This is a genomic window from Faecalibacterium duncaniae (assembly GCF_010509575.1).
Lineage (GTDB): Bacteria > Bacillota > Clostridia > Oscillospirales > Ruminococcaceae > Faecalibacterium > Faecalibacterium duncaniae.
Genome location: NZ_CP048437.1, coordinates 582931 through 595923, shown reverse-complemented (window position 1 = coordinate 595923; position 12993 = coordinate 582931). Strand labels below are relative to the sequence as shown.

General features: G+C 58.7%; 12 protein-coding genes and 1 riboswitch. Of the genes, 1 reads left to right on the top strand and 11 read right to left on the bottom strand.

The genetic code is table 11. The annotated features are described in order from the left end of the window. Positions 1-132: 132 nt before the first annotated feature. Positions 133-1323, bottom strand: coding sequence for a dihydroorotase (locus GXM22_RS02795; protein WP_005929278.1), 1191 nt, complete (start codon positions 1321-1323; stop codon positions 133-135). A 483-nt stretch (positions 1324-1806) separates the two neighbouring features. Here GXM22_RS02795 and epsC point away from each other — a divergent pair, with 483 nt between their 5' ends. Continuing rightward, positions 1807-2478, top strand: coding sequence for a serine O-acetyltransferase EpsC (epsC, locus tag GXM22_RS02790; protein ID WP_005929282.1), 672 nt, complete (start codon positions 1807-1809; stop codon positions 2476-2478). A 141-nt stretch (positions 2479-2619) separates the two neighbouring features. Here the strand turns inward: epsC and GXM22_RS02785 are convergent, their stop codons facing one another. From GXM22_RS02785 to GXM22_RS02745, 10 genes are all read right to left on the bottom strand, one after another. Continuing rightward, the gene (locus GXM22_RS02785; RefSeq protein WP_005929283.1) at positions 2620-3039 is read right to left on the bottom strand and encodes a DUF3842 family protein; all 420 of its coding nucleotides are present in this window, start codon (positions 3037-3039) and stop codon (positions 2620-2622) included. Beyond that, positions 3039-4427: a Sapep family Mn(2+)-dependent dipeptidase gene (locus GXM22_RS02780; RefSeq protein ID WP_005929284.1), complete on the bottom strand. Its 1389-nt coding sequence runs from the start codon at positions 4425-4427 to the stop codon at positions 3039-3041. Before GXM22_RS02780 ends, GXM22_RS02785 begins: the two co-directional genes overlap by 1 nt. A gap of 225 nt (positions 4428-4652) precedes the next feature. Beyond that, a complete protein-coding gene (locus tag GXM22_RS02775) occupies positions 4653-5135 on the bottom strand; it encodes a COG2426 family protein (protein ID WP_005929285.1) in 483 nt (160 codons plus the stop codon). 39 nt (positions 5136-5174) lie between these two features. Then, on the bottom strand, positions 5175-5927 hold the full coding sequence (locus GXM22_RS02770) for an exodeoxyribonuclease III (RefSeq protein ID WP_035393287.1): 753 nt from the start codon (positions 5925-5927) through the stop codon (positions 5175-5177). A gap of 14 nt (positions 5928-5941) precedes the next feature. Beyond that, complete coding sequence (locus GXM22_RS02765; protein WP_005929288.1) at positions 5942-7315, bottom strand: MATE family efflux transporter; 1374 nt, start codon at positions 7313-7315, stop codon at positions 5942-5944. Between the two features lie 522 nt (positions 7316-7837). Further along, the gene (metK, locus tag GXM22_RS02760) at positions 7838-8992 is read right to left on the bottom strand and encodes a methionine adenosyltransferase (RefSeq protein ID WP_035393289.1); all 1155 of its coding nucleotides are present in this window, start codon (positions 8990-8992) and stop codon (positions 7838-7840) included. Positions 8993-9096: 104 nt separating this feature from the next. Next, positions 9097-9195, bottom strand: a riboswitch (SAM riboswitch). 136 nt (positions 9196-9331) lie between these two features. Next, on the bottom strand, positions 9332-9997 hold the full coding sequence (gene deoC, locus GXM22_RS02755; protein WP_005929296.1) for a deoxyribose-phosphate aldolase: 666 nt from the start codon (positions 9995-9997) through the stop codon (positions 9332-9334). Positions 9998-10013: 16 nt separating this feature from the next. Further along, positions 10014-10151, bottom strand: coding sequence for a hypothetical protein (locus GXM22_RS15015; RefSeq protein WP_005929299.1), 138 nt, complete (start codon positions 10149-10151; stop codon positions 10014-10016). Between the two features lie 149 nt (positions 10152-10300). After that, complete coding sequence (locus GXM22_RS02750; RefSeq protein WP_005929301.1) at positions 10301-10918, bottom strand: GtrA family protein; 618 nt, start codon at positions 10916-10918, stop codon at positions 10301-10303. A 90-nt stretch (positions 10919-11008) separates the two neighbouring features. Next, positions 11009-12919, bottom strand: coding sequence for a bifunctional 4-hydroxy-3-methylbut-2-enyl diphosphate reductase/30S ribosomal protein S1 (locus GXM22_RS02745; RefSeq protein WP_005929303.1), 1911 nt, complete (start codon positions 12917-12919; stop codon positions 11009-11011). Positions 12920-12993: the final 74 nt, after the last annotated feature.

Genomic DNA, 12993 nt, shown 5'->3' with positions numbered 1-12993 from the left:
GCGTCCAGCTCTCCCAAAAGGGAGAGCTTATGCATATCCCAGGCTCAGCAGCAGCTGGCCGTGAGCCGCAATTGCCTCTCCCTTTGGGAGAGGTGGCATCGCGCAAGCGATGACGGAGAGGGCCTCAGTGCATTACTCCTCAGCCTGATAGGTCAGCTTGCCGCCCTTGATGGTGGCATAGACCCTGCCGTAGAGCTGTGCACCGTCAAAGGGGCAGTTATGGCTCTTGGAGTGCAGCTTTTCTTTGTCCACGGTGTAGGGGGTGTCGAGATCCACCAGCACGAAGTCTGCATCGTAGCCGGGCTCCAGCTGGCCCTTGGCAAGGCCCAGGATCTCTGCCGGGCGGGTGCTCATCAGGTGCACCAGCAGTTCCAGCGGCAGGCCCTCTTCCCTGCAGAGCTTGGTGTAGCAGACCCCAAAGGCGGTCTCGCTGCCCACCATACCGGCCATGCCCTTCAGCTTGTCTTCCTCGGAGTGGGGAGCGTGGTCGGTGGCAATGGCATCCACCACACCGGAACGGATACCGTCGATGAGTGCCTGCACATCATCCGCGGTGCGGATGGGCGGGTTGACCCGGTAATCGCAGGTCTCATTGTTGAACCACAGGTGATGCGGGGTCACCTCGCAGGTCACGGGTGCGCCGCGCAGCTTTGCCATCTGGATGGCCTCCAGCGCGCCACGGGTGGAAACGTGGCACATGTGCAGCCTGGTCTGGTAGTACTCGCTCAGCCAGCAGTTGCGCACGGTCTCCAGGTCTTCGGCCAGCCGGTAGTCCCAGGGGCTGATCTCCATATCCTCGGCGTGGCTCATCACGGTGATGTCCCGCTGGGTGCAGATGGCAAAGGCCCGGGCCATGGTGGCGTTGTCCTGCACACCGTGGCCATCCTCGGTGATGAACTTCACGCTGGCGGGTAAGGTCTTGAGGTGGTCGATGGTCTTGCCGTCAAAGTTCTCGGTGATGGAAACAGTCTGGTTCACATCGCACAGGCCCACCTCGGCGGCCTTCTGTTCCACCATAGCTGCCTGTGCGGCAGAGGAGCAGACCGGCTTTGTGTTGGGCATCAGGTTGACAAAGGTGTAGCCGCCTGCGGCCGCAGCCATGCTTCCGGTGGCAATGTCCTCCTTATATTCAAAGCCCGGGGTGCGCCAGTGGCAGTGCAGGTCCACAAAGGCGGGCAGCACGGTCAGACCGCCTGCATCGAGGACAGTCTCCCCCTCCCCGGCCAGTGCGGAAAGATCCTGACCCACGGCGGCGATCTTTCCGTCTTTCACGAAAAGCTCCACCGGGCGGCCCGCAGCGTTTACAGCGTTGATGAGCAGCATATTCTTTTACCTCCCTGTTCGTATTTCGGATGGGCGGATGCAGGCATTGCAGCCCGCGGACAGGCAAAAAAAAGAACTTTTCCACAAACGGAAAAGTTCAAAAAGCGAAAAAAGGAAACACGGAGCCCACCGCAAAAACGGCTGCAAACTGCTTTTTCAGTTCAGCATTCATTTTTGACAGCATTCGTCCGCTTCTCCTTTTCCTTCGCATTTGTTTTCGTTATATTTTATCATAGAAACGCAAAATGTGTCAATGCTTTCTGTAAGATTCCTGTGTGAAAAGGTTTTGGCTGTATCTCCCGGAATTTTGGCTACTCTACCGAAAACCCGTTTCCCGCCCCATAATCCCTGCGCGGAGGGGGATTTTTCTCCGTCAATTCCTACCAAAGTACTGTACATTGAAGTTTGCATGTGTTATTATAGTATCTGTCAAAAAGAGAGAGCCGCACCGAGGCGGCTGAACAAAAAGGGAGGGTTTCCCACATGAGCTTATTGGAGGACGCACGGAACATCCAGCGCAAAGACCCCGCCGCACGCAGTGTGCTGGAGGTCATCCTGCTGTACCCCGGCTTCCATATCCTGGTCTACCACCGCATTGCCCACTGGCTGTATGAGCACGGGCACTTTTTCCTTGCCCGCTGGGTCAGCCAGCATGGCCGCCACAAGACCGGCATCGAGATTCACCCCGGTGCCCAGATCGGCAGGTGCCTGTTCATCGACCACGGCATGGGCATCGTGTTCGGCGAGACCACCGTGATCGGCGACAACTGCACCATCTACCACGGCGTGACGCTGGGCGGAACCGGCAAGGACACCGGCAAGCGCCACCCCACCCTGGGCAACAATGTGCTGATCGGCGCGGGCACCAAGGTGCTGGGCCCGGTGTATATCGGCGATAACGCCCGCATCGGCGCAGGCAGCGTTGTGCTGCGCAACCTGCCCGCCAACTGCACCGCCGTGGGCGTGCCCGCCGAGGTGGTGCGCATCAACAACAAGGCCGTCAACCCCGCCGATGACCTGGACCAGCAAGATCTGCCGGATGTCATGGCCCAGCGCCTCACCGAGCTGGACCGCCGCATCAGCAGGCTGGAAAAGGACGCACAGGGGGATGTGCCCCCCAGCATCCACGAGGTCATCCAGAAACAGCAGCGCTGAACCTTTCTGTCCCACTTTGCGTGCCAGCTTTCCTCATAGGGGAGCCGCTGGCATGGCGGTACTATCCGCAAAAACTGCACAAAGCTTCTGCAAAACGAAAGCAGCTGCGCTCCGCACACACGGAACGCAGCTGCTTTTCTGTTATTTACAAGGAGTTTCAGCCAATTCTTTGACCTTTTGTGCCGCTGCCGCCACCAGCTGGCCGATGGGCTGGTCGGGCACGGCCACCACGATGTTCTCACAGTGGTTGATGGGCACCAGCACCCGCCGGGCGGGGCTCTGGCAGACTGCCGCTGCCATGGCGGGGGTGATCTCGCCCAGCAGCGCGTCAGCGATCACAATACCGATGGGCCCCACGATAACATCCGCGATGCGGCAGTTCACGACCACGGCGTTCTCGCCGGTGGCGGCGCGGACCGTCCCCGCCTTGAGCATGGCCGAAGTCGCAAGGCTGTTGGTGCCCACGGCGGTCAGCCGGGCTTCCGGGCAGGCGGCAGAGATGGCCGCCACCAGCTGGCGGCCCAGACCGCCGCCCTGGCCGTCAATGACCAGAACGTTCATCAGAAGTCGATCTCCTCCAGCCGCAGCAGGGCGATGATGTAGATCTTCAGGGCCTCCAGCAGCTTATCGATGGGAGCTGCCTCGTTGGCACCGTGCATCGGGCCGCCGAACTCAGGCAGCACCATGTCCTCGTGCTCGGGGCCAAAGCTCACCGCATAGGGGAAGTGGCGGGCATAGGTGCCGCCGCCCATGGTAAAGGGCGTGGCATTCTCGCCGGTGACCTCGTTGTAGGTCTCGATGCAGGCCTTGATGGCGGGGGTATCGGCTGCGATATAGAAGGGCTCGGCACCCTCGGCCTTCTCCAGAGAAGCACCCGTGCCAATGGCAGCTTTGATCTGCTCCTTCATCTTCTCGGCGTTGGTGCAGGTGGGGTAACGGCTGTCCATGGTCTGGACGATCCGGCCCTCTCGCATGAAGATGCGGCCGCCGATGATGGTCAGGGGGCCGAAGGGGCCGTCGGCGCAGTCGATGCCCAGGCCGGTGCCTGCGGTGGAAGCGTGCAGCTTTTTCAGGGCTTCCAGATAGGCGCGCTCTGCATCGTTGCACAGGCCGTTGTCCAGCAGGTAGTTCACCACCAGACCGATGGCGTTGACCGTGCCCTCGGGCATGGCGGCATGGCCGCTCTTGCCCCAGCCCCGGATACGAACCCCATTGCCTTCCGGCTCCAGCGTGATGTTGGGGGCATTCTTCAGCTTGGTGATGTCAGTCTCCACCAGTGCGCTGGCGCGGTCGGGGACTGCATTGTTGGCAACGCCACCCTCAAACTCCTTGATCTCGCCGTTGCACACCGGGCTGACCAGCTCCGCACCGAAATGGCCCTTCTCACCGTTGCACACCGGGAACTCTGCATCCGGGGTGAAGCAGAACACCGGGGCCGGGTAGTTCTTGAGGTAATATTCCACATCGTTCATGTGGGTCTCTTCGTTGTCGCCAACCATTGCGCGGATGGGATACCGCAGGGAAACGCCCTCCTCCTTGAGGAACTTCAGGGCGTACAGGGTAACCACCATGGGGCCCTTGTCATCGGCCACACCACGGCCGATCATCCAGCCGTCCCGGATCTGCATCTTGAAGGGTTCCTGGCTCCAGCCGTTGCCCACGGGCACCACATCCACATGGCAGATGGTTGCCAGATACTTCTCGGGGTCTGCACCGGCCAGCTCGGCATAGCCGATGTAGTTCTCGCAGTTGCGGGTCGCCAGACCCATGCCTGCAGCCAGCTCCAGCGTCTTGTCCAGCGCCGCGCGGGGGCCCTCACCAAAGGGAGCTTCCTCGGTCGGGGTGCCCTCCACACTGTTGATGGCCACCAGCGCCGCGATGTCCTCCAGAATCTGCTCCTTGTTCGCCGCAATAAAGGCGTCGATCTTCTGATTCAATGCCTGATCCATGATTGCTTCGTCCTTTCTTTGTCGTAACGACACGTTACTGTTTATTGTAACACACTTAAAGCGCTTTTGCCAGCCTTCGGCAGCCTGCTTCTGTACGAAACCTCTCCGTCATCATCGCTATCGCTCAATGCCACCTCTCTTAATAGGAGAGGGCAGGACTCGGCTCCCCTACCAGGGGAGCTGTCGCGGCAAAGCCCGCGACGGAGAGATTTATTCTCCTATCTGTCACACTGCAAACAGGCTGCTGGCCGCGCCCAGCACACCGGCGCTGGCCAGACCCATGATGATGCCCGCCAGCAGCACACCGCCCATACAGGCAATGAGAACATCCTTGAACTTCATGTCCAGAATGGAGGCTGCCAGCGTACCGGTCCAGGCACCGGTGCCGGGCAGCGGGATTCCCACAAAGAGCAGCAGGGCAACGGTCAGGCCCTTGCCGGCCTTTTCCTCCAGCTTGCGGCCGCCCATTTCTCCCTTGGTGATGAAGAACTTGCACACCGGCCCGATGACCGGCTTGTGGTAGCCCCAGATGAGGAACCTGCGGGCAAACAGATAGATAAAGGGCACCGGCAGCATATTGCCGAGCACGCAGACCAGATAGGTGGGCAGGGCGGGCAGGCCCATGCCCAGCCCGATCGGAATGGCACCGCGCAGTTCAATGACCGGCACCATCGAGACAAAAAACACCATCAGATAATTCTTGAGCATCCAGTTTTCTCCTTATCATAAGACCATGATCGTAACGGCTTACAGGTCGATGACCAGCTCCACCGGGCAGTGGTCGGAACCGAACACCTCGTTGTGGATCTCGGCAGCGGTCACCTTGTCGGCGATGCGGTTTGAAACGATGAAATAATCAATGCGCCAGCCCGCGTTCTTTTCCCGGGCGTGGAAGCGGTAGCTCCACCAGCTGTACTTCACCTCGTCCGGGTGGACAGCGCGGAAGGTGTCGGTAAAGCCCGCCGCCAGCAGCTCAGTCATCTTGGCCCGCTCCTGGTCAGTGAAGCCCGCGCTCATCCGGTTGGTCTTCGCATTCTTGATGTCGATCTCGGTGTGGGCCACGTTCAGGTCACCGCAGAGGATGACCGGCTTTTTTGCGTCCAACTCCAGCAGGTAGGCCCGGAACGCATCCTCCCAGGTCATGCGGTAGTCCAGCCGCTTCAGGCCGTCCTGGCTGTTGGGCGTGTAGCAGTTGACCAGATAGAAGCCGGGATATTCCAGCGTCAGCACCCGGCCCTCGTGGTCGTGCTCCTCCCTGCCGATGCCGGTGGTCACGGCCAGCGGGGCCGTTTTGCACCAGCAGGCCGTGCCGGAGTAGCCCTTTTTCTCGGCAGAGTAGGTGTACTCGGTGTAGCCCTCGGGGGCAAAATCAGCCTGCCCCGGCTGCATCTTGGTCTCCTGCACCGAGAAGATGTCGGCATCCAGCGCCGCGAAGCTTGCTGCAAAATCGTGGGTCAGGCAGGCCCGCAGGCCGTTGACGTTCCAGCTGATCAGTTTCATATCCTGTTCCTTTCTTATGCCTGATATTTTGTTTTCCATGCGCCGCTCTTCATGCGCGCCACAAAGCAGATGACACGGCAGACCCAGTCAATGACCATGGCGATCCAGACACCCACAGCGCCCCAGCCCATCCTGACACAGAGCAGGTAGCTGAACCCCAGCCGCCAGATGGCCATGCTGAGCACAGAGACCACCATGGTAAATTTCACATCGTTGGCCGCGCGCAGGGCGTTGGGCAGAACAAAGGAGGCCGGCCACAGGAACAGGCCGCTGCCCGCGTGGATCTGCACCAGCAGGATGGCCAGCGCCATGGTCTCACCGGAGAGAGCGTAGATGCCCACCAGCGGCTTGAGGAAGAGCAGGATGCCGCCGTTGAAGATCCCCATAGAGATGTAGGCCCAGAGCAGCAGCTTGCGGGTGTAGAAAACGGTCTGTTCATTGTCCCCTGCGCCAACGCAGCGGCCCACCACCGTGATCATGGCCAGACCAATGGCCTGCCCCGGGATGCAGCCCATGCCGTCCAGATTGTTTGCCACGGCATTGGCGGCGATCTGCACGGTGCCGAAGGTGGAGATCATGCTCACCACCAGAATGCGGCCCGCCTGGAACAGGCTGTTCTCAAAGGCAGACGGGATGCCGATGCCCAGGATGCGCTTTGCCATCCGGCCATCCAGCCGGATCGTTTTGGGCACGGTGAGCATGTGGCCCTTCTGGTAGCAGCGGTTCAGGATGAGCACCGCCGCCACAGCACGGGAGAGGACGCTGGGCCAGGCAACGCCGTCCACGCCCATGCCCAGCACAAAGATGCAGACCGCATTGCCCACGATGTTGATGATGTTCATCAGGATGCTGATCTGCATGGAGATTTTGGAGTTGCCCATGCTGCGGAAGAGCGCAGCACCGGCATTGTACATGGCCAGGAACGGGTAGCTGACCGCCGTGATGCGCAGGTAGAGCACACCGGCCTCCAGTACGTCGGCATCGATACTGCCATAGCACAGCCGGATCATGGGGCGGGCCAGCACAAAGCAGAACACCCCCACACCCACGCCCAGCAGAGCGCTGAGCAGGATCAGCTGACCCGAGCTTGCGTTGGCGTGCTTCTGCTCCTTTGCACCCAGATACTGGCTGACCACCACCGCGCCGCCGGTGGCCAGCGCCGCAAACAGCACGATGATGAGGTTGTTGATCATATCCACCAGGCTGACACCCGAGATGGCGGCTTCGCCGCAGCGGGAGACCATCATGGTATCGGCCATGCCCACCGTCACGGCCAGCAGCTGCTCCACCAGCAGCGGCCCCACCAGCCTGAGCAGGTCACGCTGGCTGAACAGCGGGGCCCGCCCGCCAAAGCACGGGGCCTTGTTTTGTGTGATCGTATGTTCCATTCTATTCCTCACTTCTTCCCACACCTTTTCTGCCCTTCCGGGCCACAGAGCGTCCTTTTCTCATAGATGTATCCATCATAACACAGCCGCATCCCGTTGTAAAGAATCAGCTTCTGCAATTCTGTACCCACGCCCCAGCCCGTGCTTGTTTCATCACTTTGCCAAACGCATCTCTCCCATTTTTGTGCGTTGTGACAAAATTACATTTTTTGCTCGAACAAGAGAACTTTTTTCAAAAAAGCTCTTGTATTTTTCTGTGAAAAGTGTTATCTTGTATCCAACAGGAGCGTCAGTTGGATACAAAGCGAAACGACGCGCTTTCCTCTCCGGTACTCCTGTTGTTCATCCTTCTATTATTATGCTATTTTCTTCATTTACCTTCTTATCATTTACCCTGTCCTGAAAAGGACAAACAAAAAACGCTTTCCCACCTGCACGGGGGAGCGTTTTTTGTTTGTCTGCCGCCCACCATAGAAAAGCGCCCTGCACCTTTCACGGTACAGGGCGCTTTGCGTTTCAGTTTTACAGCGCTGCAACAGCGGCCTTGAGCTCATCCACGCGGTCGGTGTTCTCCCACTTCACGCCCAGATCCTCGCGGCCCATGTGGCCGTAGGCGGCCAGCTTGCGGTAGATGGGCTTCCGCAGGCCGAGGTCACGGATGATGGCAGCGGGGGTCAGGTCAAAGACCTTCTCCACTGCCTGCTCGATCTTCTCATCGGCCACGGTGCCGGTGCCAAAGGTATCCACCATGATGGACACAGGCTTTGCCACGCCGATGGCGTAGGCCACCTGCACCTCACACTGCTTGGCCAGACCGGCAGCCACGATGTTCTTGGCAACCCAGCGGGTTGCGTAAGCGGCACTGCGGTCCACCTTGCTGGGGTCCTTGCCGGAGAATGCGCCGCCGCCGTGGCGGGCGTAGCCGCCGTAAGTGTCAACGATGATCTTGCGGCCGGTCAGGCCGCTGTCACCCTGCGGGCCGCCCACAACAAAGCGGCCGGTGGGGTTGATGTAGTACTTGGTGTTCTCATCCAGCAGCTCGGCAGGGATGGTGGCCTTGATGACCTTCTCCATGATATCGGCCCGGAGCTGCTCCATGGTCACGCTCTCGCTGTGCTGGCTGGAGATGACGACTGCATCCACGCGGATGGGCTTGTTGTTCTCGTCGTACTCCACGGTGACCTGGCTCTTGCCATCCGGGCGCAGGTAATCCAGCTCGCCGCTCTTGCGCACCTCGGTCAGCTTCTTGGCCAGCTTGTGAGCCAGGCTGATGGGCATGGGCATCAGCTCAGGGGTCTCATCGCAGGCATAGCCGAACATCATGCCCTGGTCACCGGCACCGCCGACCTGGTCGTTGGTGCCCAGTGCGATATCGGGGCTCTGGCCGTCGATGTTGGAGATAACAGCGCAGGTGTCAGCGTCAAAGCCGTACTTTGCACGGGTGTAACCGATGTCAGAGATGACCTCGCGGACGATCTTCTGGAAATCGACATAGCAGTTGGTGGTGATCTCGCCCATGATGTGGACCAGACCGGTGGAAGCGCAGGTCTCGCAGGCCACGCGGGCATCGGGATCGTGGGTCAGGATCTCGTCCAGGATAGCATCGGAGATCTGGTCGCAGATCTTGTCCGGATGTCCCTCGGTGACGGACTCAGAAGTAAACAGGTGTCTTGCCATAAATTTTGTCCTCCATGTGTGTGGTGAATCTTGCACAGCTTCATACACGTCCATCAAGTTTGCGCAAACAAAAACGCTCAGAACCGAAGCTCTGAGCGTTTGCACTCTTATCTTTCGGTTTCCCGCAGGATTTGGCACCTTATGCTTTCGCACAGGTTGTCGGGCTTCACAGGGCCTGTCCCCTCAGCCGCTCTTGATAAGTCGGTATTCAGTTGTTTTCCGAGAGATATCTTATCATCTCTTCGTCAGATTGTCAAGAAGAGTATCACTCTTTTTAGACATCTCAACGAAATTGATTAGGATTTCCCCTAGAAGTACCGGGAGTTTCCCGAAGCTCTCTTAGTAACCCTTAGCCTGTTCGCCGTTCAGCAGCTTGACCGCCCTGGAGGTGCCCAGACGGTCTGCGCCCAGAGCGAGGAACTTTTCCATATCCTCCACGGTGGAGATGCCGCCGGCAGCCTTGACCTTGCAGCGGCCATGCACGCCCTTGACCATCAGCTCCACATCGTGGAAGGTAGCGCCTGCGGTGGAGAAGCCGGTGCTGGTCTTGATGTAGTCAGCGCCTGCCTCGCAGACGATGTCGCACATCTTTTCCTTTTCCTCGTCGGTCAGCAGACAGGTCTCAATGATGACCTTGAGCACCTTGTCGCCCACAGCCTGCTTGACGGCACGGATGTCCTCACGGACAGCATCGTATTCCTTGTTCTTCAGGCGGCCGATGTTGATGACCATGTCCACCTCGGCAGCGCCGTTCTCAATGGCAGTCTTGGCCTCAAAGGCCTTGCTGGCGGTATCCATAGCACCCAGAGGGAAGCCCACCACGCAGCACACCGGGATGCGGCCCGCCATATACTCAACCGCCTGCTTTACATAGCAGGTGTTGATGCAGACGGATGCGGTGTGGTTGGCAATGGCCTCGTCACAGATGGTCTGGATCTGGGGCCAGGTGGCCTCAGGCTTCAGCAGGGTATGATCGACATGGGAGAGGATTTCTTCACGGGTCATATATTATTTTCCTCCATCAATTCTTGCTGGCACGGCGGACCTTTGCCATGCCCACAGCGCTCAGGGCAATTGCCGTTACGGATGCGGTGGCACCAATGATGCCCAGAACAAGACCGGAAACCAGGAATGCAAAACCTTTCAGACCACGTTTCATAATACCGTACCTCCATTGTTTTGTTACTTAAAACTCCCTCAGTCACCTTCGGTGACAGCTCCCTCTGAGAGGGAGCCTTGTCGGCAAATGCAAGGCAATGCCTCCCTCCCAGAGGGAGGTGGCTGCACCGTAGGTGCAGACAGAGGGAGTTACTTTTTCTTAAAGATGATCAGCTTGCTGAACACATAGTTCAGCACCACAACGATCACATTCGAGAACACCTTGACGCACAGCCCCCACAGCGCCTGCGCATTGTAGCGGCTGGTAACGAAGATTGCCGTGGGGCCGTCTGCACCGCCGATGACGGCAATAGCGGCAGAGCCATCCGTGACCCCCGCCGGTGTGCCTGCATAGGAGGCTGCCATCTGTATGGCCGTATCCGGGCCAAGCCAGTGGGCCACCACGCTCAGCACCCCCTGCATCAGCTCGTCCATCAGCGCTGCGCCCTGGGCCGCCAGCAGATTGCCCAGCACCAGCATAATTGCAGTGTCCAGCAGCATTGTACCCAGACGGCAGGTGACAAATGCACCAAACTCCTTTGCCATCGCCCTGCCTCTGGTCTTGCTGTTGAACACAAAGGCCCGGTTGGTGGCGTAGGCAAACAGGATGCAGAGGATGTTGTCCAGCACATTGCCCCAGCTGTTGGCGGCGGTGTAGCCGAACAGCCTGTTGAACAGGGCGTACAGCACAATATTCAGCAGGGTGGTCAGCACGCCGAAGATCAGGTAGGAGATGACCTCCCAGTGCTTTTTAAAAAATTTTATCATGGCTTTGTTAATAAAAACAGCCCCGCCGCCGTTACCCGGCAACGGGGCTGTAGTCGCATTGTGTCTGAAACTCAGCGAACCACGGACTGATTACTCAGCGTCGTCGTTCAGCAGAGCCTTCATGGACAGGCTGATGCGCTTCTTGTCGAAGTCAACATCCAGCAGCTTCACATCGACCATATCGCCGACCTTCAGTGCGTCGGAGACCTTCTCAACGCGATCATTGCTGATCTCGCTGATGTGGACCAGACCGTCAACACCCGGCAGGATGCGGACGAATGCACCGAACTTGGTCAGGGACACGACCGGAGCATGGAAGGTGCTGCCGATGGGGTAGTTGTTCTTCAGCTGCTCCCAGGGGTTGTCCTCAGCCTTCTTGTAGCCCAGAGAGACCTTGTGGTTCTCGGTGTCGATGTCCTTCACATACACTTCGATGGTGTCACCAACGGAGACAACCTCGGAGGGATGCTTGATGCGGTTCCAGCTCAGCTCGCTGATGTGGCACAGGCCGTCCACACCGCCGATATCGACGAATGCACCGTAAGAGGTCAGGCTCTTGACAACGCCGGTGTAGGTCTTGCCCACCTCGACATTTGCCCAGAACTCCTCACGCTTTGCCTTGTTCTGCTCAGCGGTGACCTTGTTGATGCTGCCGACGATCTTGCGGCCGGAGCACTCGGTAACAACCAGCTGGACATGCTGGCCAACCAGAGCAGTGTAGTCCTCGTCACGGCGCATCGTGGCCTGAGAACGGGGAACGAACACCTTAACACCCTTGACGTTGACGACAACGCCGCCCTTGTTGAACTCGGTGACATCGCCCTCGACGACCTCGCCGGATTCAGCAGCCTTGGCGATCTCTTCCATGCCCTTGCGAGATGCGAGCTTCTTGCGGGAGAGCTGGATAACGCCGTCCTGGTCCATAACCTTCTCGACGATGAGGTCCAGCTCATCGCCAACCTTCACCAGGTCTTCGACCTTGGCGGAGGAATCATCGGTCAGCTCGCTCAGCTTGACAAAGCCGGTCTGCTTGGCTCCGATATCCACCTGGATCTCGTTGGCAGAGATGCTGGTCACGATTCCTTTCACAATACTGCCTGCATGAACACGCTTCTCCTCGGATGCGTTCAGCATCTCCTCGAAGCTCATGCTGTCATTGATTTCTGCGCTCATACTGTTAAGTACCTCCTCAATAATAGACGATGGCGTTGAAGCCCCTGCTGTTACGCCCGCCGTTTTTACATCTGCAAACCATTCCGGCCGAAGTTCGCTCGCTGTCTCGACCGTCACGGCTTTCGTATGCTTTGCGGCGACCTGTACCAGCTTTTGGGTATTGGAAGAATGATGACCGCCAATGACAACAATGATGTCGCATTGTTGGCTGAGGTCTTCCGCTTCCTGTTGCCTCGCCCACGTCGCATTACATATTGTATCAAAAATTCGGGCGTTTGTATAGGCTTTTTTGAGAAACTCCGAACTTTCTTGCCATTTTGTTACCTGAAATGTGGTCTGTGCAACCGCAAAAATGGGCTTTTGGGGGTCAGAAGGGCCTTTCCAGGCCTTCAGCTCGTCCAGATCGCTGAACACAAATACCTCTCCCCGGGTATGGCCCACGATACCCTGCACCTCGGGGTGGGCAGCATCACCGGCCACCAGAAGCACCGCGCCCTCGGCCTCGGCCCGGGCGGCAATGCTCTGGATCTTCTTCACAAAGGGGCAGGTGGCATCGTGGTAAACAAGGCCGCGCTGCTCCAAAGTATCATAGATGGTGCGGGGCACGCCGTGGCTGCGGATGATGACCTCGTACCCGGTGGGGATATCGTCCACGGTATCAGCCACCAGCGCACCGCGCCTTTCCATATCGGCCACCGCCTGCGGGTTATGGATCAGCGGGCCCAGCGTTGCCACCTTATGACCCTCGTTCAGCAGATTGTAGGTCAGCTCCACCGCGCGGTTCACGCCAAAGCAGAAGCCAGCGGTTTTGGCAAGACGAATTTCCATAGCGTTTCTCCTTCTCTAAACCTCTCAGCCTCGCATTCGCTCGGCAGCTCCCCTAATAGGGGAGTCAAGTTTAC